This window comes from Mycobacterium sp. 852014-52144_SCH5372336, from assembly GCF_001665615.1.
Taxonomy (GTDB): domain Bacteria; phylum Actinomycetota; class Actinomycetes; order Mycobacteriales; family Mycobacteriaceae; genus Mycobacterium; species Mycobacterium neumannii_A.
Window position 1 is genome coordinate 132,090 of record NZ_LZSW01000043.1, and the last position, 21,953, is coordinate 154,042.

At 66.9% G+C, this 21,953-nt stretch carries 19 protein-coding genes; 7 read left to right on the forward strand and 12 right to left on the reverse strand.

The genetic code is table 11. From position 1 onward, the window contains the following. Positions 1–35 precede the first annotated feature (35 nt). Positions 36–1,004, forward strand: a complete 969-nt coding sequence (locus A5759_RS10145; RefSeq protein WP_068196926.1) for an alpha/beta fold hydrolase — start codon at positions 36–38, stop codon at positions 1,002–1,004. On the opposite strand, the gene A5759_RS10150 is transcribed toward A5759_RS10145, so the two are convergent. Beyond that, entirely contained in the window at positions 1,005–2,375 is a 1,371-nt protein-coding gene (locus tag A5759_RS10150) for a flavin monoamine oxidase family protein (RefSeq protein ID WP_068196929.1), read from the reverse strand. It lies immediately after the preceding gene. Between the two features lie 19 nt (positions 2,376–2,394). Between A5759_RS10150 and A5759_RS10155 the strand changes: the two genes are divergently transcribed. Further along, positions 2,395–3,384, forward strand: coding sequence for a TIGR03617 family F420-dependent LLM class oxidoreductase (locus tag A5759_RS10155; RefSeq protein WP_068196932.1), 990 nt, complete (start codon positions 2,395–2,397; stop codon positions 3,382–3,384). 40 nt (positions 3,385–3,424) lie between these two features. Next, entirely contained in the window at positions 3,425–4,921 is a 1,497-nt protein-coding gene (locus A5759_RS10160) for an NAD(P)/FAD-dependent oxidoreductase (protein ID WP_068196935.1), read from the forward strand. A 69-nt stretch (positions 4,922–4,990) separates the two neighbouring features. Here A5759_RS10160 and A5759_RS10165 read toward each other — a convergent pair whose 3' ends face one another. Together A5759_RS10165 and A5759_RS10170 are read right to left on the reverse strand one after the other, a co-directional pair. Next, on the reverse strand, positions 4,991–6,103 hold the full coding sequence (locus A5759_RS10165) for a hypothetical protein (protein ID WP_068196941.1): 1,113 nt from the start codon (positions 6,101–6,103) through the stop codon (positions 4,991–4,993). Next, positions 6,103–7,236, reverse strand: coding sequence for a phosphotransferase family protein (locus tag A5759_RS10170; protein ID WP_068196943.1), 1,134 nt, complete (start codon positions 7,234–7,236; stop codon positions 6,103–6,105). Before A5759_RS10170 ends, A5759_RS10165 begins: the two co-directional genes overlap by 1 nt. A gap of 43 nt (positions 7,237–7,279) precedes the next feature. Here A5759_RS10170 and A5759_RS10175 point away from each other — a divergent pair, with 43 nt between their 5' ends. Further along, a complete protein-coding gene (locus tag A5759_RS10175) occupies positions 7,280–7,882 on the forward strand; it encodes a TetR/AcrR family transcriptional regulator (protein WP_068196945.1) in 603 nt (200 codons plus the stop codon). A 4-nt stretch (positions 7,883–7,886) separates the two neighbouring features. Further along, a complete protein-coding gene (locus A5759_RS10180) occupies positions 7,887–8,567 on the forward strand; it encodes a PIG-L deacetylase family protein (RefSeq protein ID WP_068196947.1) in 681 nt (226 codons plus the stop codon). 213 nt (positions 8,568–8,780) lie between these two features. Here the strand turns inward: A5759_RS10180 and A5759_RS10185 are convergent, their stop codons facing one another. Next, positions 8,781–9,554: an enoyl-CoA hydratase gene (locus tag A5759_RS10185; protein WP_068196950.1), complete on the reverse strand. Its 774-nt coding sequence runs from the start codon at positions 9,552–9,554 to the stop codon at positions 8,781–8,783. Positions 9,555–9,632: 78 nt separating this feature from the next. Here A5759_RS10185 and A5759_RS10190 point away from each other — a divergent pair, with 78 nt between their 5' ends. Beyond that, positions 9,633–11,087 (forward strand): FAD-dependent monooxygenase, encoded by a 1,455-nt coding sequence (locus A5759_RS10190; RefSeq protein WP_068196953.1) that lies wholly within the window; start codon positions 9,633–9,635, stop codon positions 11,085–11,087. After that, positions 11,084–11,689: a TetR/AcrR family transcriptional regulator gene (locus tag A5759_RS10195; protein ID WP_068196955.1), complete on the forward strand. Its 606-nt coding sequence runs from the start codon at positions 11,084–11,086 to the stop codon at positions 11,687–11,689. Before A5759_RS10190 ends, A5759_RS10195 begins: the two co-directional genes overlap by 4 nt. On the opposite strand, the gene nuoN is transcribed toward A5759_RS10195, so the two are convergent. From nuoN to A5759_RS10235, 8 genes are read right to left on the reverse strand one after another with little or no spacing between them, the layout of a single operon-like run. Further along, positions 11,686–13,260: an NADH-quinone oxidoreductase subunit NuoN gene (gene nuoN / locus A5759_RS10200; protein WP_068196957.1), complete on the reverse strand. Its 1,575-nt coding sequence runs from the start codon at positions 13,258–13,260 to the stop codon at positions 11,686–11,688. The genes A5759_RS10195 and nuoN overlap by 4 nt on opposite strands. Continuing rightward, positions 13,257–14,822: an NADH-quinone oxidoreductase subunit M gene (locus A5759_RS10205; protein ID WP_369816185.1), complete on the reverse strand. Its 1,566-nt coding sequence runs from the start codon at positions 14,820–14,822 to the stop codon at positions 13,257–13,259. The genes nuoN and A5759_RS10205 overlap by 4 nt, the downstream gene beginning before the upstream one ends. After that, positions 14,819–16,699 (reverse strand): NADH-quinone oxidoreductase subunit L, encoded by a 1,881-nt coding sequence (gene nuoL / locus A5759_RS10210; RefSeq protein ID WP_068196960.1) that lies wholly within the window; start codon positions 16,697–16,699, stop codon positions 14,819–14,821. Before nuoL ends, A5759_RS10205 begins: the two co-directional genes overlap by 4 nt. 7 nt (positions 16,700–16,706) lie before the next feature. After that, positions 16,707–17,006, reverse strand: coding sequence for an NADH-quinone oxidoreductase subunit NuoK (gene nuoK / locus A5759_RS10215; RefSeq protein ID WP_064394367.1), 300 nt, complete (start codon positions 17,004–17,006; stop codon positions 16,707–16,709). Beyond that, positions 17,003–17,773, reverse strand: a complete 771-nt coding sequence (locus A5759_RS10220) for an NADH-quinone oxidoreductase subunit J (protein WP_066849982.1) — start codon at positions 17,771–17,773, stop codon at positions 17,003–17,005. Before A5759_RS10220 ends, nuoK begins: the two co-directional genes overlap by 4 nt. Continuing rightward, the gene (gene nuoI / locus A5759_RS10225; RefSeq protein ID WP_066849980.1) at positions 17,770–18,315 is read right to left on the reverse strand and encodes an NADH-quinone oxidoreductase subunit NuoI; all 546 of its coding nucleotides are present in this window, start codon (positions 18,313–18,315) and stop codon (positions 17,770–17,772) included. Before nuoI ends, A5759_RS10220 begins: the two co-directional genes overlap by 4 nt. Further along, on the reverse strand, positions 18,308–19,549 hold the full coding sequence (nuoH, locus tag A5759_RS10230) for an NADH-quinone oxidoreductase subunit NuoH (protein WP_068196963.1): 1,242 nt from the start codon (positions 19,547–19,549) through the stop codon (positions 18,308–18,310). Before nuoH ends, nuoI begins: the two co-directional genes overlap by 8 nt. Further along, positions 19,546–21,936: an NADH-quinone oxidoreductase subunit G gene (locus A5759_RS10235; RefSeq protein ID WP_068196967.1), complete on the reverse strand. Its 2,391-nt coding sequence runs from the start codon at positions 21,934–21,936 to the stop codon at positions 19,546–19,548. The genes nuoH and A5759_RS10235 overlap by 4 nt, the downstream gene beginning before the upstream one ends. Between the last annotated feature and the right edge of the window lie 17 nt (positions 21,937–21,953).

A 21,953-nucleotide genomic window follows, 5' to 3' on the forward strand; every position in this document is an offset into this window, starting at 1 on the left:
ATCCGGCAACGTTGCCGAGTTCGAACGGAGCGCACATGAGCAGTGGTCCCCGCAGCCGGTCGAGGGTTTCGGCCTTCGCCCCCGCTCAGTCCCTCCCGCCCGGACGCGCCGTGGAGGTGCGCTCCAGGGACGGCATCCGCCTGCACGCCGAGGTCTTCGGCCGCGAGGACGGTTATCCGATCGTGTTGGCGCACGGCATCACCTGTGCGCTGCGGGTGTGGGCCCATCAGATCGCCGATCTGTCGCGGGACTACCGCGTGATCGCGTTCGACCACCGCGGCCACGGCCGCAGCGCGGTGCCGGTGCGCCGCGGCGCCTACAGCCTCGACCATCTGGCCGCCGACCTCGACTCCGTGCTGGATGCGACGCTGGCCCCCGGTGAACGGGCGGTCATCGCCGGCCATTCGATGGGCGGCATCGCCATCACCTCGTGGGCCGAGCGCCACGCCGAGCGGGTGACCGAACGCGCCGACGGCGTTGCGCTCATCAACACCACCACCGGCGACCTGCTGCGCAACGTCAACTTGCTGCCGGTGCCCGCGCCGCTGGCCAACGTCCGCGTCCGCACCGCGGGGACCTTTCTGAAGACGTTCGGTGCGACGCCTCTGCCGCGCGCCATCTACGGACCGAATCAGCGCTTCGTCTCGATGCTGGCGGTCGGCCGCGACGCCGATCCCGCGATCGCCTCGTTCGTACATGAACTGTTCGCGGCGACCTCGCCGGTCGGCCGCGGCGGCTGGGCCCGCACGCTGGTCGACCATCTCGGACCGCAACACATCGGGCTGAACAACCTGGTCGTGCCGACGCTGGTGATCGGCAGCCGCAAGGACCGGCTGCTGCCGCTGACGTCGTCTCGTCGGATCGCCGAGGTGGCGCCCAATCTGAGCGAGTTCGTGGAGTTGGCGGGCGGGCACTGCGCCATCCTGGAGCGTCCCGACGAGGTGAACATGCATCTGCGTGGCCTGATCGAGTCGGTGACCGCCGAACGCCGCGTCAGTTCCTGATCAACTACTCAGCGCGCGATGCACTTCGTCTGCGGCGCGCCTGCCGGACCGGACGGCGCCGTCCAGGAAACCCGTCCACGCGTCAGCGGTTTCGGTTCCCGCCCAATAGATCCCGTCGATCGGCTTGCGCAGCCACGGGCCGTATGTCGTCCACGAGCCGGGCGGAACGGCCGCCGTCGGCCCTCCCGGCGCGAAATCCTCTGCACCCCAACAGTGGTCGAGATAGTCGATCGGGTCCAGCGCGGCGTTGCCGAACAGCCCCGCGAACCCCGTAAGCGCCCGCTCCCGGCGCTGCTCTGCCGGTAGCGAGTCGAACGAGCGTGAGTCGACGAAACCCAGCAGGATGCCGGGTCCGCCCCCGTTGCCGGACCCATCGTCGGAGGGGCTGACGTCGAACGTGATGAACACCGGTCCTTCGTCGGAAAGCGCCTCTCCCGAAAGCCCTTTCGCGCGCCAGAACGGCTTCTCGTACGCGGCGTACGCCTTGCTCAGATTGCCCTGGGGCCAGTGCTGCGCCAGCTTGCCGTACTCGGCGGGCAGTTCGGGTGAGAATTCGATCGCCTGGCGGTGTTCGGGCGGGATGGCGACGACGACGGCCTTGGCGCACACCGCACCCCGATCGGAGGTCACGGTGAGCGTGCCGTCGCTGTGGCGTTCGATGCTGCGCACGGCGGCGTCGAGTACGACGCGCGAGCCCAACTCCTCGGCCATCCGGATCGCGATCTGCTGGGTGCCGCCAGGGAACCGGCTCTGCTGGGCGCCGCCTTCGACGTCGAGCATGCGGTCGAGCCCGCCTGCGGCCCTGACGTAGCGCACGGCGTGCAGCATCGACACCGCGTCGGGCTCACAACCCCAGGTCACCCGAGACATGATCGCCATCAGGTCCCGCGTTCCGGCGCTCGCGTGCACCGACTTCAACCAGCCGTCGAGCGACAGAGAGTCCAGGGCGTGCGCGTGCGGGGCGGTCCACGGCGCCTCGACGGCCACCCGCCGACATGCGCGCTCGAAGCGCCACTGGATGCGCGACACGTCGAGCAGTTCGATGATCGACAGCCGGGGAATCGTGCTGCGATACGAGCGGACCCGCCCCCGCCACCGGATCAGGTTCTTACCACCGCTGAAGGTGGGCACCGTCTCACAGCCCAGTTCGGCAGCGAGTTCTTCCACGGCGTCCTGCGTGGGTCCGATGAAGGTACCGCCGAGGTCGACGGGCACGCCGGCGATCGTCGCCGTCGACGACCGCCCGCCGACCCGGTCGCGACCTTCGAGGACGACGACGTCGTAGCCGAGCCGATCCAACTCGCGCGCCGCCGCCAAACCGGCGAATCCGGCGCCCACGACGACCGCGTCGGCACTGGCTTGGATGGTCACGCGATTAGGCTCTCACGCCGTGAAGGTCATGACAGCGTTGTTCGGTCCAACCGATGCGATCGAGCGGGCGCAAGCACTGCGCGACGCGGGGGCCAGCGGGGTGTTCACGTTCGAAGGACCCCACGACGTGTTCGCGCCGCTCACGTTGGCGTCGACGGTGGGCGGTCTGGACCTGATGACCAACGTCGCCATTGCGTTTCCGCGCAACCCGATTCAGCTCGCCCACCAGGCCTACGACCATCAGGTGCTGGCCGAGGGCCGCTTCACGCTGGGTCTCGGAACGCAGGTGCGCACGCAGGTCGAGAAGCGATACGGCGCGGCGTTCGATCGCCCGGTCGCCCGCATGAAGGAGATGGTCGCCGCGCTGCGGGCGGTGTTCACCGCATGGGAGACCGGCGAACGTCTCGACTTTCGGGGCGAATACTTCCGGCACACGCTGATGACACCGACGTTCAACCCGGGCCCGAACCCGTATGGCCCTCCGCCGATCTATCTCGGCGCGCTCGGCCCGAAGCTGACCCGCGCCACCGCAGCGGTCGCCGACGGCCTGCTGGTCATGCCGTTCGGCTCGAAGCGGTTCCTGCACGAGGCGACGATGCCCGAGGTGCGCGCAGGCCTGTCGGAGTCGGGACGCTCCCTCGACGACTTCGCGCTGGTGCCCGAGATCATCGTGTCGGTCGGTACGCGCGATGCCGACCACGACGCCGCGCGCCGGCTGTTGGCGTTCTACGGCTCCACTCCGGCCTACCGCCCGGTGCTCGACGTGCACGGCTGGGGCGAACTGCAGCCCGAGCTCAACGCGCTGTCCAAACAGGGCCGGTGGCAGGAGATGGGCACCCTGATCGACGACGAGATGCTGCACACCATCGCGGCGTGCGGCACCCCGGCCGAGATCGCCGCCCACATCCGCGACCGCGTCGACGGGGTGTCCGACCGCGTCTGCCTCTACCAGCCCGGACCCATCGCGATCGATGCGTTGGCCGAGATCGTCGACGCACTGACAGGTTGACTCCTATGGTGGTACTCAGCGGGACCAAAGGAGGTTGCGGATGAGTGCCAATGGGCGCGAAGAGCGTGTTGACGACTACTCCGATGTGCTGATCATCGGGGCGGGCATCTCGGGGATCGGCGCGGCCTACCGCCTGCAGGAGAAGAACCCGCACACGTCCTACAAGGTGCTGGAGCGGCGGGCACGCATCGGCGGCACCTGGGATCTGCACCGCTATCCGGGCATCCGGTCCGACAGCGACATCTTCACGCTGAGCTACCCGTTCGAGCCGTGGACCCGGCCGGAGAACGTGGCCGACGGGCCCGACATCCGCGAGTACCTGGTTCAGACCGCCCGCAAGCACGGCATCGACGAAAACATCCGGTTCAACACCCACGTGTTGTCGGCCGACTGGGACTCGTCGACCGATACGTGGACGGTGCAGACCGAACAGGACGGGACACCCAGGACGTACCGGAGTCGCTTCCTGTTCTTCGGCACCGGTTACTACAACTACGACGAGCCCTACCGTCCGGATTTTCCCGGCCTCGACGAGTTCAGCGGCAACGTCGTGCACCCGCAGCATTGGCCGGAGTCGCTGGACTACAGCGGCAAACGCATCGTGGTCATCGGCAGCGGCGCGACGGCGGTGAGCATGATTCCGTCGCTGACTGAGAAGGCCGGCCACGTGACCATGCTGCAGCGCTCGCCCACCTACATGCTGAGCGGACCGCGGATCAACCCGATCGTGCAGGCGCTGCGCAAGGTGCTGCCCGGCCGGGCCGGTTATTGGGGTGCGCGCATCTACAACACCATCTTCACGGTGTTCATCTATGCGTTCGCCAAAGCGGCGCCCAAGCTCAGCAGGCGCTATATCCGCAACTACGCCAAACGCAATCTGCCCAAGGGTTATCCGGTCGACAAGCACTTCAAGCCGCGTTACGACCCGTGGGACCAACGGTTGTGCGCGATGCTCGACAACGACTTCTACGACGCGATCAACACGGGCCGCCTCGACGTGGTGACCGACCGGATCGACCACATCGATGCGTCCGGCGTCGTGCTGCGGTCCGGGCAGCGGATTGACGCCGACGTGCTCATCACCGCGACCGGCATCCAATTGCAGGCGCTGGGCGGGGTTTTGATCAGCATCGACGGTGAGGAGGTCAAACCGCAGGACCGGTTCGTCTACAAGGAGCACATGCTCGAAGACGTGCCCAACCTGGCCTGGTGCGTCGGCTACATCAACGCGTCGTGGACATTGCGCGCCGACCTGACCGCTCGGGCTTTCGCAAAGCTGATCTCCTACATGGACTCTCACGGCTATACGCACGCATACCCGCATCTCGGGGACAAGCCCATGGCGGAAAAGCCCGCGTGGAACATCAACGCCGGCTACGTACAACGTGCGGGCCATGTGTTGCCGAAGTCGGGCACGCACCGGCCGTGGAACGTCCGGCACAACTATGTGCTCGACGCGATCGACCACCGCCTCGACCGGATCGAGGAGTCGATGGTGTTCGGCCGCGCGCCGGTGCGGGTGACGCCGGTCGCCTGAGAAGCCTGCGATTTCGGCGCGCTACTGATCGCGCAGCGACGGTGAGCGCACCGGCACCGCTCAGTCGGCTCAGTCGGCCAGGGTCAACCAGTCCTTGAAGCCCGACGGATCGTGCCTGCCGAGCGCACCGTGTTCGAACAGGCCCCAGCCTTCGCTGGTCTTGCCCCCTTCGGTGCACTCGGCGCGGCCGACGTGGTCGATGACGCCGAACATACTGCGGCCGTTGACCGCCGGATCGGTCATGTCGTAGGTGAGGCGTTCGCTGAACTTGTCGCCCTTCCACACCCCGTGCAGCCAATCCGAGTCACCGCCGTACCCGCCGCCGATGTGGATCGGTACCGCCAGCTTCGACTCGACCTCGAACACCACCGGCGACCCGTCCGGGGTGGTCGCTTCGATGGTGGCGCCGTAGGGGATTCGGGTGCCCGAGGTGTAGTGGATCTTCACCCGCGGCCAGCCGAGTTGTTCGACGCGGCCGTCGCGCCAGATGCGGGTGCAGTCGTTGAGGCTGCGGAACCCGGTCGGATCCTCCTGGATGATCAGGCAGATTCCGAAGTCGTCGAACGCCATCGGCACGTACAGCCACCACATGCCCTCGAACGGGGGATCGGCGGGGCGGCCCGCGGGTACGGCCTCGCCGATGGGGCGGATGCCCCACGACCGGTCGCGGCTGCCGATCCACACGTCCGGGTCGACGGTGATCTCCTCGCCATCGATCGAGATCACCCCGCTCCAGGACCCGACCTGCGCGAACCGCTGGGCGTCCAATGTGATTCGGGTGCCGGTGCGCAGGACGTGCCGCTGCTCCTGGATGGCGTCGAACAGTCCATTCCAGGTCAGGTCGACGGCGATGCCCTCGGTCTCCTCGAGCACGACCCGCAGTTTGCGCAGCGGTTCGGTGACCTCGACGCGGTAGCCGAGCACGTGCTGGTTGAGCCGGTCGGAGTCGATGCCGTCCGACAGATGCACGGCGGTCTGGGTGTCGCCGCGCCTGGCCAGGACGAAGGCGTCCTTCACGCCCAGGTTCGGGTAGTACCCGATGCCGGTGATCACGAAGATGTCGCCGGTGCGGTCATGGGCGTTGAAGTAGGACCGGTCGTAGAAGTTGCGGTCGGACGATCCCGGCCACGCGATCGGTTGGGGGATCTGGTGAATCGGGAATTCGTCGGTGGGACCGAGCATCAGGAGTCATCTCCAATGAGTCGTTTCAGCAGCGCGCCGTGATAGAACAGCGATTCGACGTCGTCGGGTTGTTCGATCTCGCCGAACCGCACTCGCCGCGCGCTGGTGCGCATGAACACACACGCCCAGATCACGCCGGAGTAGACGTAGAACCAGTTCAGGTCGCCGAGTTCGACCCCGGTCAGCGCCGCATAGGTCTTCTTGACGTCCTCCTCGCGCATGAAGTCGGGCAACCCCGGCAATCCGGCAAGGCCGGCCAGCTCCTGGAAGACGTTGTGCGCGAATATCATCCACGCCGCATCCATCTCGCGCGGCCCGAGTGTGGCCATCTCCCAGTCGAGGACGGCCACCGGTTGGTAGCCGGTGTACAGCACGTTGCCAACGCGGGAGTCGCCCCAGACCAGGACGGGGTCGTTCGCTGCGGCGTCGGCGGGCCAGTTGGCCTCCAGCCAGTCGAGCGCGCGCTCGACCAGCGATGAGCGCCCGATGTCGGGGACGGCGAACTGATACCAGTCCTGGAGCCAGTTGAGGTTGCGCCGCAACGCATTCTGATCGGATTCGTCGTCGAGAAATCCGAACACCGCCTCGGGATGGGGAATCGAATGCAGTTTTGCGATCACGCCGACGGTGGCGTCCTGCAGTTCGCGGCGTTGTTCGGCGGGGGAGTCGGCGAACCAGTTCCCGCCGAACGTGTACGGCATGACATCGGGCGGTACTCTGCCCTCGACGTAGTCCATCAGGAAGAACGGCGTACCGAGCACGTCACCGCTGTTCTCCAGCCAACGCACCTGCGGCACCGGAACGTCCGTTTTCTCCTGCACCAACCGGATCACGTCGAATTGGTGATCCATCCGGTACGACGAGAACACCGGAACGTCCTCGGTGGTCGGCGCCACCCGCGCCACCCATTTCTGGGTCTGCGGTTGCCCGTCGACGGACCATCGTCCGGTCAGGATGATCGTCTCCGAGGACATCCCATTGGCGTCGACGCCACTTTCCACGGTGATCTCCGGTGCCGCCCCGTCCGGCAGGACGGTCGACAGCCATCGGGACATCACACCGGGCAGGGTGGACAGATCGCGACTTGAATGTTCGAGGCGGCTGACGTCTTCGACAGCCGGTTCGTTGGCCACAGCCTCTTCTTTCGCCGATAATTACGATACGGTGGGTAGCGTTATGAAACCAGACGCGTCATCTGTTGACAAGACCCCGGGCGCCGGGCGGCCCCGGGATCCACGCATTGACGCTGCCATATTGCGCGCGACGGCGGATCTCCTTGCGGAGATCGGATATTCGAATCTGACGATCGCCGCGGTGGCCGAGCGGGCGGGCACCACCAAGACCGCGCTGTACCGCCGGTGGTCGAGCAAGGCCGAGCTGGTGCACGAAGCGGCGTTCCCCGCCACGCCGACCGCGATCGCGACCCCGCCGGGGGACATCGCCGCCGACATCCGCGCCATGCTCACCGCCACCCGCGACGTATTCGCCTCTCCGGTCGTGCGGGCGGCGTTGCCCGGTCTGATTGCCGACATGGTCGCCGACGACGAGCTCAACGTCCGTGTGATGGACCGGTTCACCGGTGTGTTCGCGGCCGTGCGCGACCGGGTGGCCGACGCGGTTCGGCGGGGTGAGGTCTATCCCGATGTGGACCCGGACCGGTTGGTCGAGGTGATCGGCGGGGCGACGCTGCTGCGGATGCTGCTGCGGCCGGGCGAGCCGCTCGGCGACGACTGGGTTGAGCAGACCACCGCCATCGTCGTGCACGGTGTGGTGGCATAGAGGCGTGTTTGACGCGTTCCCCTCCGATTGGCGTTCCGCGTTGGTGCTGGTGCCGCACCCCGACGATCCCGAGTACGGGTGCGCCGCGGCGGTGGCGAAATGGACTTCTGAGGGCAGGCGGGTCCATTACGCACTGGCGAGTCGCGGCGAAGCGGGCATCGCGGGGATGGCCCTCGAACAGGCCGGCCCGCTGCGAGAGCACGAACAGATGCGATCGGCAGCGGTCGTCGGTGTGGCCGACGTCCGGTTCTGGGAGTTTCCGGACGGCGAGATCCGCAACAGCCCCGAACTGCGGGCCAGGATCGTCCAGGCGATCAGTGAACTCCAGCCCGATGTGGTGATCAGCATCTACGGAGGTCCCGAGTGGTCGCCCGGCGCGCCCAACCAGCGCGATCACATCGAGTTCGCCGCGGCCGTCGTCGAGGCCTACGACAGCCTGCCCCACCCGCCGCGCTGGCTGTTTCAGAACGGGCCGCAGGCAACGCACGTCGAGGTGATCGACGACGGAGCCTTCGAGCGTGCGGTCACGTCACTTGCCGAGCACAGGGTTTACCTGTCGGTGCTCGACCCGCACATCCCGATCACGGTGCACGCGCGCAAACAGCTGGAGTCGACGACGGCCCCGCGCCCCGAGCTCGGCGGCAGCCGCACAGTCGAATTCATCCTGCTGCGCCAACGCCGCTAACCCCCTGTTGTGCCCGTCGCGCCCGTCCCCCCTCTCGTGGCGCGAGCGTGCGGGTCTGCACATGACACGCCGCGAAAACTCGACACTTTGCGCACGTTCGACGCCCGCGAGCGTGCGAAAACCGTCGCAGAACGCCCGCGTGTCGTCAGCAGACACGCACATTCGCGGCACGGAAGGCGCAGAAGGCACAGAAGGCGCAGAAGGTACAGAGGGTCAGCTGTCGATCTGGCGCTTGTTGCGCTCCAAGATGGCCTGGAACCGGTCGCCGAGGCCGGCGAAATCGCGGTGCTGGGCGAACGCGATCTTCTCCTCGGCGGCCAGCGCGGGATCGATCACCGCGGCCGCGCCCGCCGTGTATATCTCCTTCAGGCCGAGCATGACTGACGCAGGCACCTCGGCGATCTGCGCAGCCAGTTCGACGGCACGGTCGACCAACCGGTCGTGGGCGACGACCTCGGTGACCAGGCCGATGCGCTCGGCGCGCGCGGCATCGACGACCTCACCGGTCATCGACAGCCGCCGTGCCATCGCCAGCCCGACCACCTGGGGGAGTCGGGCCGTCATGCCGCCTCCGGGCAGGATGCCGACCCTAGCGTGCGTGTCGGCGAACACGGCGCGTTCGGAGGCGATGAGGAAATCGCAGCCCAGCGCCATCTCCAGCCCGCCGGTGAAGGTCGCGCCGTTGATGGCGCCGACGATCGGTGTGCGCATCTTGCCCGTCGCGGCGATGCAACTCTGCGACCGGAAATCCTCGAAATAGCTCAGGCCGTCCCGTTGCGCCTCCTTGAGGTCGACGCCGGCGCAGAACGCGGGGTCTGTGCCGGTGAGGACCACGGCGTTGACGGACTCGTCGGCGTCGGCCTCGGTGAGCGCGCTGTAGGTGGCCTTGATCAGTCCGCGACTCAAGGCGTTTCGAGCCTCCGGCCGGTTGAGGGTCAGCACCCGCACGGGACCACGGTCGTCGACGAGCACCAGCGGTTCGGTCATGGGAACCGAATCTAGCGTGCGGCCGGGTTATCACCTACAGTATTTACGAAACGTTACCGTAACGGAAAGAGGGAGGCGATGGTTTCCGACGTTCTCGTGGTCGGGGCAGGGCCGACGGGTCTGGCGGCCGCGTGTGGTCTGCTGCTGCAGGGTGTCCGTGTCCGGGTGATCGATGCGGCGGCCGCGCCCGCCACCACGTCGCGCGCCAACTTCCTGCACGCCCGCGGCTCCGAGGTGCTCGACCGTCTGGGTGCGCTCGGCGACCTTCCCGAAAAGTCGGTGCGGGCGATGAGCATCCTGACCTACCTGGGCGACAAGCCGATCATGCGCATCCGCTTCGGCGACCCCGGTATGGATACCGCCGCACCACCGATGGTGATCTCCCAAGCGGCGGTCGAGGCCGCTCTCCGGGACCGGTTCACCGAACTGGGTGGCCAGATCAGCTGGGACACAGAGCTTACCGATGTCCACCAGCACGGCGGGACCGTCACGGCCGTCCTCGCCGGTGGGAACGACCTCACCGTCGACTGGCTGATCGGCTGCGACGGGGCGAGCAGCGCCACCCGCCGCGCCGCGGGTATCGACTTCCCCGGAGTGCGCCTCACCGAACGCTTCCTGCTCGCCGACCTCCGCATCGACTGGGATCTCGACCGCTCAGGCACGACCGGCTGGCTACATCAGGACGGCATGCTCGGAGCGATGCCGATGCCCGATGGTCTGTGGCGCATCATCGCCTACGATCCGCATTCGGGGCAGCAAAAGCCCACGGACGACGAGATTCTCGCGCGGTTGAACCGGATCATTCCCGAGCGCACCGGCCGCTCTGCGCCGATCGAGCACGCGGAATGGCTGTCGATGTTCAGCGTGCACCGCCGATTGGCGAGAACCTACCGGCGTGGCCGGGTGCTGATCGCAGGGGACGCGGCGCACACGCATGCGCCGTTCGGCGGACAGGGGATGCTGACGGGTCTCGGGGACGCCGAGAACCTTGCGTGGAAACTGGCGCTCGTCACGGCGGGCGCCGCCGACGAGAAGCTGCTCGACTCATACGAGGCTGAACGACGTCCGCTCGCCACGGAGGTGTTGCGCAACACGAGCGCGGTCACCAAAGTCAATGTGGCGCAGAGCAGCATCGGCCGCTTCATTCGCGACCGTGTCGTGGTCCCGGTGATGAACCTGCCCGCAGTGCAGCGTTGGGTGACCTACCGGACCTCGCAGTTGTGGGTGACGTACCGCCGGGGTCCGTTGGCGGATCGGTCTTGCCGGTTGTCAGGCCTGCGTCCGGGGGACCGCGTGCCCGGGATTTCGGGCGACGAACTGCACGGGTGCTGGGGGCTTTTGGGGGCCGACGACAATCTGGCGAGGATCGTGACCGAGCACCTCGGCGAGACCCGGGTCGCCGTCATCGATCGGCGCATCGATGGCGATCCGATGCTGGTGCGCCCCGACGGCCACCTCGCCTGGCGTGGAAGACAGCCAAAGGCGTTGCGCCGATGGTTGAGTCGTGCGCTGGCAACAGGCAGCGTGCGATGACGACGCCGGGTCCGGGCCGGCCACGCAGCAAGGACCTCGACACCACCATCTTGCGGGCGGCGCTCGACGTGTTCGTCGAACGCGGGATCGCGGGTATGAGCATCGAGCAGGTGGCCAAACGCGCCGGCGTCGGCAAACCCACGATCTACCGCCGTTGGTCGGGAAAGGAGCAACTCGTCGCGGATGCGATCGAAACGCATGTGAGCACGGACATACAGTGGCCCACCCGCGAGGAGATCACCGCCGGTGGCATCCATGATCTGGTGCGACACAACATATCCGGAGCCGCTCGCACGGCGACCGATCCTCGCTTCCGCGCATTGATCGCGCAGATCTACGGGTCAGCCGTCACGCATCCGGAGCTGTTGCGGACGTACTGGGACCGCTACATCCAGCCCCGCCGTGACCTTGCCTTCGCCATGCTCGAGCGCGCGCAGCGCGACGGCGCGGTCGACGAGGACGCCGACCTCGACGTTCTCGTGGACATGCTGGCCGGCGCGGTGACCTATCGGGTTCTGCAACCGAATCCGCTGACCGAGCGGCAGATGCGGCGCTACCTCGAATCCGCCTACCGTCAGGTCGGCCTGCTGTCCCGCGACTAACGCAGGAACTGGTCGGCGTTGTTGGCCAGATCCAGAAGCGGTTGCGGCAGCGCGCCCAGTGCGAACGTGACCGCCGCGGTCACCGTCACGACCGTCGTGCTGAGCGCACTCGGCACTACCAGCGTCGGGGGGTTCTCGGGCGGATCGGTGAAGAACATCAACACGATCACCCGCACATAGAAGTACGCGGCGATCGCGCTTGCGAGGACGCCGACAACCACCAACGGCATCGCTCCGCCCTCGCCGGCTGCCTTGAACACCGCGAACTTCGCCACGAAGCCGCTGGTCAGCGGGATCCCGGCGAACGCGAGGAGGAACAGCGAAAACACCACGCCCACAATGGGGTATCGCCGCCCGAGGCCGGCCCACCGGGCCATCGCGGTGTCCTCTTCGCCGGCACCGTCGCGAACCAGGCCGACCACGGCGAACGCTCCCACGGTGCTGAAGCCGTACGCGAACAGATAGAACAGCGTCGACGACAGTCCCGCTTCGTTCGCGGCAATCACACCGGTGAGGATGAAACCGGTGTGCGACACCGCCGAATACGCCAGCATCCGCTTGACGTCGGCCTGGGTCACCGCTGCCACAGTGCCGACCACCATCGTCAGGATCGCGATCGCCCACAGCACGGGTCGCCAGTCGTCGCGCATTTCGGGCAGCGCGACGTAGAACACGCGCAGCAGCGCGCCGAATGCGGCGATCTTCGTCGCCGCAGCCATGAACGCCGTGATCGGAGTCGGCGCACCTTGATACACGTCGGGAACCCAGCTGTGGAACGGGACGGCACCGACTTTGAACAGCACGCCGACCAGTACCAGTCCGATCCCGATCAGGGCCAGCGATGTCTTACCCGATCTCGCGGCGACGGCCTCCGCGATACCGACCAGATCCAACGTACCGGCGTATCCGTACAGCATGGCCACGCCGTAGAGGAAGAACGCCGACGAGAATGCACCCAGCAGAAAGTATTTCAGCGCTGCCTCTTGGGATAGCAGGCGACGCTTGCGCGCCAGACCGCACAACAGGTACAGCGGCAGCGACAGGATCTCCAGCGCGATGAACATGGTCAGCAGGTCATCGGATGCCGGGAACAGCAGCATGCCGCCGATGGCGAACATCGTCAGCGGGAAGACCTCGGTCTGGATCACGCCGGCCTTGGTGGCCACTTGTTCGGCGACGCTGCCGGGTACGGCCGACGCCTGGGGCGTGAATCCGTCCAGGCCGCGGCGACCACCGTCGGCGACCTCGGTGCCGACCTGTCGCTCAGCGATCAGCAGGACGCCGAGCACGCCGACGAGCAGGATGGTGCCCTGCAGGAACAGCGCGGGGGCGTCGATGACGACCGCACCCATCACGGCCGAGCGGCCGATGGAGCCGTGCAGGCTACGTGCGAGCACCACCACGGCGACCAGGGCGGCCGCCAGGCCCCCGAAGCAGAGCACCAGTTGGCTCGCGTACCGGTGCTTCCGCGGCAGGAACGCCTCGACGAGGACGCCCGCGATGGCGACCCCGAACACGATCAGCATGGGGCAGACTAGACCATATTCGACGGTCGGCGGGGTGAGGGTCATGGTCTCGGCCCTTCCGCGACTCTGGGTACGGGATCAGGTTGGTCGATGGTCGTCAGGGTGTGATCGACCGCGGGGTTGATGACGTCGAGTGCGGGTTTCGGATACACCCCCAGCACGATCAGCAGGGCGATCAGCGGTGCGACGACGACGAGTTCGCGCGGCACCAGGTCGCGCACCCGCTCGTTGCCCTCGGTGACGGCTCCGGTCATCATCCGCTGGTACATCCACAGGATGTAGATCGCCGACAGCACCAGCGCCGTGGCCGCGAACACCGCCAGCACCGGGTACCGCGTGAATGTGCCGATGAGCACCAGGAATTCGCTGATGAACGGCGCCAGACCAGGCAGCGACAGCGTCGCCAGTCCGGCAACGAGGAACGTGCCCGCCATCACCGGTGCCACCTTCTGGACGCCACCGAACGCCCGGATCAGTCGAGTGCCCCTGCGCGACACCAGGAACCCGGCGATCAGGAACAGGGCGGCCGTCGACAGACCGTGGTTGATCATGTACAGCGTCGAACCGGACTGGCCCTGGCTGGTCATCACGAAGATGCCCAGGATGATGAACCCGAAGTGGGAGATCGACGTGTAGGCGATCAACCGCATCACGTCGGTCTGGCCGATCGCGAGGATCGCGCCGTAGACGATGCCGATCACCGCCAGCGTGACCACCAGGGGTTGGAAATACGTTGACGCGTCGGGGAACAACTGCAGGCAGTACCGCAGCATCCCGAAGGTTCCGACCTTGTCCATGACCGCCATCATCAGCACCGCGCTGGCCGGGGTGGCCTCGACGGCCGCATCGGGCAGCCAGCGGTGGAACGGCCACAACGGCGCCTTGACCGCGAACGCGAACATGAAGCCACCGAACAGCAGGTTCATTACCGCGGGGTTGACGGCGAACTCGCCGCTGGACACCGCGGTGACGATCTCGCGGAAGTCGAACGTGCCCGCGGCGAACGCGTCGCTCGAGGCCGTCACCACGTACAGCCCGATCACCGCGGCCAGCATGATCAGGCCGCCGAACAGGTTGTACAGCAGGAATTTCACCGCCGCCTTGCTCCGGTTCTCGCCGCCGAAGCCGCCGATGAGGAAGTACATCGGAATCAGCATCGCTTCGAAGAACACGTAGAACAGCAGGATGTCCAGCGACACCAGCGACATCAGGACCATGCCCTCGACGGCCAGCGTCAACGCGAGGTAGGTCTGCACCGACCGACCGCGCAGGCCGGTCTGGGCGTCGGCGTCGTTCCAGCCCGCGATGATCAGCAGCGGCACCAGGACCGCGGTGAGCACCACTATCGCCAGTGCGATGCCGTCGACACCGAGGATGTAGCCGGTGCCGAATGACGGGATCCAGCGGTGGGATTCGACGAACTGGTACTGCTCACCACCGGGTTGGAAGCCGACTGCGACAACGGCGGTGATCGCCAGGACCGCGATCGAGACGGCCAACGCGAACCACTTGGCCAGCACCCGCTGGGCGGCAGGCAGCAGGATCGTCAGGGCGGCGCCGACGGTGGGCGTCGCCCACAGCACCGTGAGCCAGGGGAAGTTGTTCACCAGAGTTGCACCGCCAGGATCGCCGCGACCACCAGAACCGCACCTGAAAGCATCGAAAGCGCATAGGAGCGGGCATAACCCGTCTGTAGGCGCCGCAGACCCGTCGACAGGCGGTTGACCAGCCCTGCCAACCCGGTGGCCGCGCCGTCGACCGCCTCCTCGTCGATCTCGACGAGCCCGCGGGTCAGCAGTTGGCCGGGCCGCATCAGCGCCGCCTCGTTGAACGCATCGCCGTACAGATCGTTGCGCGCCGCGACGGCGAGCGCCGAACCGTCCGGGACGTCCTCTGGCACAGGCTTTCTTCCGTACATGCGGTAGGCGACGAGAATGCCGACGGCGACGACGGTCAGGATCACCGTCGTCACCACCCAGACGGGTGCGACGTGGTGTACCTCGTGCGCACCGACGACCGGTTCGAGCCAGTGCTCCAGCGTGCCGCCGATCGCGAACGCCGCTCCCGAGCCCACGGAGCCGATGGCCAGAAGGATCATCGGCCAGGTCATCACCGCCGGCGCTTCGTGCGGATGCGCATTGGGAGCCCAACGCTTCTCGCCGAAGAACGTCATCAACATCACCCTGGTCATGTAGAACGCGGTGATACCTGCGCCCAGGATCGTCACGCCGCCCAGGATCAAGCCCTTGACGCCGCCGGCGCCGAGCGCCGCTTCGATGATCCCGTCCTTGGAGAAGAACCCGGCCAGCGGCGGCACCCCGATGATCGCGAGGTAGCCCAGGCCGAATGTGACGAACGTGATCGGCAGCGCTTTACGCAGGCCGCCGTAGCGTCGCATGTTGACCTCGTCGTCCATCGCATGCATCACCGAACCGGCGCCCAGGAACAGGCCGGCCTTGAAAAAGCCGTGGGTGAGCAGGTGCATGATCGCGAACGCGTAGCCGACCGGGCCGAGTCCGGCGGCCAGCACCATGTAGCCGATCTGCGACATCGTCGACGCTGCAAGCGCTTTCTTGATGTCGTCCTTCGCGCAGCCGATGATCGCGCCGAACAACAGGGTGACGGCGCCGACGATGACGACGCCCAGTTGCGCGGTGGGTGCGAGGTCGAACACCGGTCCGGAGCGCACGATGAGGTACACACCCGCGGTGACCATGGTGGCGGCGTGGATCAACGCCGAAACCGGTGTCGGACCCTCCATCGCGTCGCCCAGCCAGGACTGCAGCGGCACCTGCGCCGACTTACCGCACGCGGCCAGCAGGAGCAGCAGGCCGATCGCGGTCAGCACGCCCTCGCCGGCGTTCGGCGCGGCGGCGAAGACGCCCGCGTAGGAAATGGAGCCGATGTAGGCGAACATCACCATCATCGCGATGGCCAAGCCCATGTCGCCGACGCGGTTGACGACGAACGCCTTCTTTGCCGCCGTCGCGGCCGACGGTTTGTGCGCCCAGAAACCGATCAGTAGGTAGGACGCCAGACCGACGCCCTCCCAGCCGACGTAGAGGCCGAGGTAGTTGTCGGCGAGCACCAGAAGCAGCATCGCCGACAGGAACAGGTTCAGGTACGCGAAAAACCGTCGCCGCCCGGGGTCTTCGGCCATGTAGCCGATCGAGTAGATGTGGATCAACGAGCCGACACCGGTGATCAGCAACACGAAACACATCGACAGCGGATCGAGTTGCATCCCGAAGTCCACCTGCAGCCCGCCGACCGGAACCCAGGAGAACAACGCCTCGTGGATCGCGCGCTGTTCGGCGTCACGGCCCAGCATGTCGACGAAGAGCACGGCGCCGACCACGAACGACCCGATGGCCGCGGCACAGCCCAACAGGTGGCCCCAGGCGTCGGTCCGTCGTCCCCCGAGGAGCAGGATCGCCGCGCCGGCCAGCGGCAGCGCGATGGTCAGCCAGACAGGAATCGTCATCGCGCCTCTAGTTCTTCAGAAGGCTTGCGTCGTCGACCGAAGCCGACCGGCGGGTACGGAAGATGCTCATGATGATCGCCAGCCCGACCACCACCTCGCAGGCGGCGACCACCATGGTGAAGAACGCGACCACTTGGCCGTTGAGGTGGCCGTGCATGCGGGAGAACGAGACGAACGCGAGGTTGGCCGCGTTCAACATCAGCTCGACGCACATGAACACCACGATCGCGTTGCGGCGCAACAACACTCCTGCCGCGCCTATCGTGAACAACAGCGCCGACAGATAGAGATAGTTGTCGGGATTCACTCCCCGCCTCCTCGGCCGTTCGTCACGGTGACGGTCCGCTTCTGCAGGATGGGGCTGACGGACAGGTCCGAACCGGAACCGTCAGGTAGGCGGGCGGCGATGTCGACGGCGTTGTTGCGCGCGAAGACACCGGGATTGGGCAGCGTCGTCGGATAGCCGCCCGGTTTGAACCGTTCTTCGGCGAGTTCGCGCTGGGTCTTGCGGCGTCCGAAGCGTTCCCGGTGTGCCAGCACCATCGCACCGAGCGCGGCGGTGATCAGCAGTGCACTGGTCAACTCGAACGCCCACAGGTAGCGCACGAAGATGAGCGCCGCCAAGCCCTCGACGTTGCCACCCGCGTTCGCCTGCGCCAGGCCGGTGAAGCCGCCGACCGAGACGTTGCCGATGCCCGCGATGAGCAGCAGACCGAAGCCGACACCGATGACGACACCGGCAACCCGTTGTCCGCGAATCGTTTCCACGAGCGAGTCCGACGAGTCGACACCGATGAGCATCAGCACGAACAGGAAGATCATCATGACGGCACCGGTGTAGACCACCACCTGGACCACGCCGAGGAACAGCGCACCCTGGGCGATGTAGAACACCGCCAACACGATCATCGTCATGGCCAGAAACATCGCGGAGTACACCGCTTTCGGTGCGGCGATCACCCCGAGCGCACCGACGACCGCTACGATCCCCAATACCCAGAACAGCACGGCCTCGGTGGTCGTGGTCTGCCCTGGGTTGTCGGCGGCCACGGCCGCGAGCAGGTCGAGCCTCATCGAACGTCCCCGGTGACCTTCTGGGTTTCCTGCTCGACGGGTCCGATGTTGCCCAGGTAGTAGTCCTCGTCGGTGGCGCCGGGGGCCATCGGATGCGGCGGCGGCAGCATGCCGGACCGCAACGGCGCCAACAACTTGTCCTTACCCCAGATCAGGTCGGCGCGGTTGTCGTCGGCCATCTCGTAGTCGTTGGTCATCGTCAACGCCCGGGTGGGGCAGGCCTCGATGCACAGGCCGCAGCCGATGCATCGCAGATAGTTGATCTGATAGACGCGCCCGTAGCGCTCACCGGGGGAATACCGTTCGTCCTCGGTGTTGTCGTCGCCCTCGACATAGATGGCGTCGGCGGGGCAGGCCCAGGCGCACAGTTCGCAGCCGATGCATTTCTCCAGACCGTCCGGGTACCGGTTCAGTTGGTGCCGGCCGTGATAGCGCTTGGCGACGGGCCCCGGCTTTTCCGGATACTCCTCGGTGATCGGCTTTTTGAACATGGTTCCGAAGGTGACCCCGAAACCTTTCAGCGCGTCGAGGAACTTAGGCATCGGCTGGCTCCTTGGTTGCGGTCTGCGTGCTGCTCGGCAGGGGCGGGGTGGGGAAGATCTCCGGATCCAGGTTCTGCCGTGGGATGGCGCGAACGTTGCGTCGGCGCGCCGACCGCCACAGCGCCACGGCGATCAGCAGCACCGCGATGGCGCCGAGCGAGGCGAGCGTCGTCGTCACCTGACTGAAGCCCTCGTTGCGGAGCGCGCGCGCCGTGGCGACGATCATGATCCAAGCCAACGAGAACGGGATGAGCGCCTTCCATCCCAGCCCCATGAACTGGTCGTAGCGCATTCGGGGCAACGTGGCGCGCAGCCAGAAGAACAGGAACATGAACCCCCACACCTTGGCAACGAACCACAGCAGTGGCCACCACCCGGTATTGGCGCCATCCCACATGTTGATGGGCCACGGGGCGTGCCAGCCGCCCAGGAACATCGTGGTCGCCAGCGCGGAGACGGTGGTCATGTTGACGTACTCGGCGAGCATGAACATCGCGAACTTGATCGACGAGTACTCGGTGTGGAAGCCGCCTACCAGTTCACCCTCGGCTTCGGGGAGATCGAAAGGCGCACGGTTCGTTTCGCCCACCATCGAGACCATGTAAACCAGGAACGACGGCAGCAGCAGGAAGATGAACCAGGTGCCGTCCTGGGCGGCGACGATGCCGGAGGTCGACATCGTACCCGCGTAGATGAACACCGCCACGAACGAGAGCGCCATGGCGATCTCATACGAAATCACTTGCGCGCTCGAGCGAATGCCGCCCAGCAGCGGATACGTCGACCCCGACGCCCACCCGGCCAGCACGATCCCGTACACGCCGATGGAGGTCGCCGCCAGGATGTACAGGACGGCGACGGGCATGTCCGTCAGCTGCAATGCGGTGCGGTGGCCGAAGATCGAGACCTCGCCGCCCATCGGGATGACGGCGAAGGCGATGAAGGCGGGCACCGCGGCGATCACCGGTGCCGCAAGGTAGACGAACTTGTCGACTCCCGCCGGGACCAGACCCTCCTTGAGCGCGAGCTTGACGCCGTCCACCAGCGACTGCAGAAGTCCCCTGGGGCCCACACGGTTAGGTCCGAACCGCATCTGCATGCGGCCCAGCAGTTTGCGCTCGATCAGGATCGCCGAGAGCACCGACAGCATCAGGAACGCGAAAATCGCGAGCGCCTTCGCGAGGATCAGCCACCAGGGGTCATGACCGAACAGGGTGGGATCGGGATGGATCACGGTTCGGCCCGTCCGATCGACACGACATCACCGGTGGACACCCCGAGGCTTCGATGCACCGCCGAACCCGGCGAGTTCAGGGGGAGCCAGATCACGCGGTCACCCATGTCGGTGATGGCCAACGGCAGCGTGATCGTTCCTCGCGGCGTCCTCGCGGTGACCAGATCGCCCTCCGCGGCGCCGATTTCGGCCGCGGTGGCGGCGGAAAGCCGTGCCACCGGGGCACGGGCGGTGCCCGCCAGATGCGGTTCGCCGTCTTGTAGTCGGCCTTCGTCGAGCAGCATCCGCCACCCCGCGAGCACGGCTTGCCCCTCGGCCGGCGCCGTGCGCTTCGGCGGAGCAACGTTCGGTGCCTCGGGCCGTCGACCCGCCCAGATGCCCAAGCGCGATATCTCGTCCCCGGCGGCCGCTGCGGTCGGCAGGTTTAACGCGACACCGATCTCGTCGGCCAGGAAGGTCAACACCCGCAGATCGGGGATGGCGTTGGTCTCCAGTGACGGCTGGAACGGACGAAGTCGGCCCTCCCAGTTCAGGAATGAACCGGCTTTCTCCACCACGGGCGCGATGGGGAAGACGACGTCGGCGACCGCTGTCACCGCGCTATCCCGCAGTTCGAGGCTGACGACGAACGGTGTGGACTCGATCGCGGCCAGTGCCGCTTCGGGATCGGGTAGGTCATCGACCTCGATGCCACCGACGAGCAGGGCGCCCAGTTCGCCACTGCGCGCTGCCTCCAATATCGCGGTGGTGTCGCGACCAGGTTCGGTGGGTAGCTCGCTGACGTGCCATGCCGCCGCAGTCTGCTCGACGGCCACGCTGTCGGCGATCGGCCTGCCACCGGGGAGCAGGTTCGGTAGTGCGCCGGCCTCAGCCGCGCCTCGTTCGCCTGCCCGTCTCGGCACCCACGACAGCCGGGCGCCGGTCGCTTCGGCCAATCTGCTTGCCGCAGAGAGGGCTCCGGGCGATGTGGCCAGACGCTCGCCGACCATGATGATCGCGCCCGGCAGCCGCAGCTGCGGGTCGTCGGCCAGCGCGTCGAGGGCGGCGGCCTCGTCGCCCGGGGCCGCGGTGACCAGGCGGCCGCGCAGCTTGGTCAGGGCGCGGGTGGAGAAGGGGGCGACGGAGATGACCTGCAGCCCCTTGTTGCGCGCGGCCTTGCGCAGCCGCAGGAACACGATCGGGGATTCCTCTTCCGGCTCGAACCCCGCCAGCAGCACCGCCGGCGCATTCTCCAGATCGGTGTAGGTCACCGACATCGGCTGTCCCGCGACATGGGCGGCCAGGAAGTCGGCCTCCTCGGCGCTGTGCGACCGGGCCCGGAAGTCGATGTCGTTGGTGTTGAGCACGATCCGGGCGAACTTGGAGTAGGCGTAGGCGTCCTCGACGGTCATCCGGCCGCCGACCAGCACGCCCGCGCTTCCGGCGGCGGCCGCCAGCCCGGTGCCGGCGACCACGAGAGCCTCCGACCACGAGGCGGGGCGCAACTTGCCATCCTCGTCGCGGATCATCGGGGTGGTGATGCGGTCGCCCTGGGTGGTGTAGGTGAAGGCCCAGCGACCCTTGTCGCAGTTCCATTCCTCGTTGACCTGGGGTTCGTCACCGGCCAAGCGGCGCATGACCTTTCCGCGCCGATGGTCGGTGCGCTGGGCGCATCCCGATGCGCAGTGCTCGCACACGCTGGGGCTCGACACGAGGTCGAACGGCCGGGCCCGGAAGCGGTAGGCCGCCCCGGTCAGCGCGCCAACCGGGCAGATCTGCACGGTGTTGCCAGAGAAGTAGGACTCGAAGGGTTCATCGGTCGCGATGCCGACCTGTTGCAGCGCACCGCGCTCGAGCAATTCGATGAACGGATCGCCGGCGATCTGCTCGGAGAAGCGGGTGCAGCGCGCGCACAGCACACAGCGCTCGCGGTCCAGCAGCACTTGCGAGGAGATGTTGATCGGCTTCGGGAAGGTGCGTTTGACGTCTTCGAAGCGAGTTTCGGCGCGGCCGTTGGACATCGCCTGGTTCTGCAGCGGGCATTCGCCACCCTTGTCGCACACCGGGCAGTCCAGCGGATGGTTGATCAGCAGGAACTCCATGATGCCCTGCTGCGCCTTATCGGCCTCCGGTGAGGTGTACTGCGTGCGCACCACCATGTCCGGGGTGCAGGTCGTCGTGCACGACGCCATCGGTTTGCGCTGGCCCTCGACCTCGACCAGGCACTGCCGGCAGGCCCCCACCGGGTCGAGCAGTGGATGGTCGCAGAATCGCGGGATCTGGATGCCGATCAGTTCTGCGGCCCGAATCACCAACGTGCCCTTCGGAACGCTGACGTCGAAGCCGTCGATGGACAACTGGACCATCTCGACTCCGGTGTCTGCCCCGGTGTCAGCGGTCTGCGTCATTGCGCCCCCTTTTCGCC

Bases quoted from the DNA above. Each gene is read 5' to 3' on its own strand.
- A5759_RS10190 (WP_068196953.1), top strand. From the start codon at position 9,633: ATGGTTTCCGACGTTCTCGTGGTCGGGGCAGGGCCGACGGGTCTGGCG.
- nuoI (WP_066849980.1), bottom strand. From the start codon at position 18,315: ATGCCTAAGTTCCTCGACGCGCTGAAAGGTTTCGGGGTCACCTTCGGA.
- A5759_RS10175 (WP_068196945.1), top strand. From the start codon at position 7,280: ATGAAACCAGACGCGTCATCTGTTGACAAGACCCCGGGCGCCGGGCGG.
- A5759_RS10185 (WP_068196950.1), bottom strand. From the start codon at position 9,554: ATGACCGAACCGCTGGTGCTCGTCGACGACCGTGGTCCCGTGCGGGTG.
- nuoN (WP_068196957.1), bottom strand. From the start codon at position 13,260: ATGACCCTCACCCCGCCGACCGTCGAATATGGTCTAGTCTGCCCCATG.
- A5759_RS10235 (WP_068196967.1), bottom strand. From the start codon at position 21,936: ATGACGCAGACCGCTGACACCGGGGCAGACACCGGAGTCGAGATGGTC.
- A5759_RS10220 (WP_066849982.1), bottom strand. From the start codon at position 17,773: ATGAGGCTCGACCTGCTCGCGGCCGTGGCCGCCGACAACCCAGGGCAG.
- A5759_RS10145 (WP_068196926.1), top strand. From the start codon at position 36: ATGAGCAGTGGTCCCCGCAGCCGGTCGAGGGTTTCGGCCTTCGCCCCC.
- A5759_RS10160 (WP_068196935.1), top strand. From the start codon at position 3,425: ATGAGTGCCAATGGGCGCGAAGAGCGTGTTGACGACTACTCCGATGTG.
- A5759_RS10165 (WP_068196941.1), bottom strand. From the start codon at position 6,103: ATGCTCGGTCCCACCGACGAATTCCCGATTCACCAGATCCCCCAACCG.
- A5759_RS10195 (WP_068196955.1), top strand. From the start codon at position 11,084: ATGACGACGCCGGGTCCGGGCCGGCCACGCAGCAAGGACCTCGACACC.
- nuoL (WP_068196960.1), bottom strand. From the start codon at position 16,699: ATGACGATTCCTGTCTGGCTGACCATCGCGCTGCCGCTGGCCGGCGCG.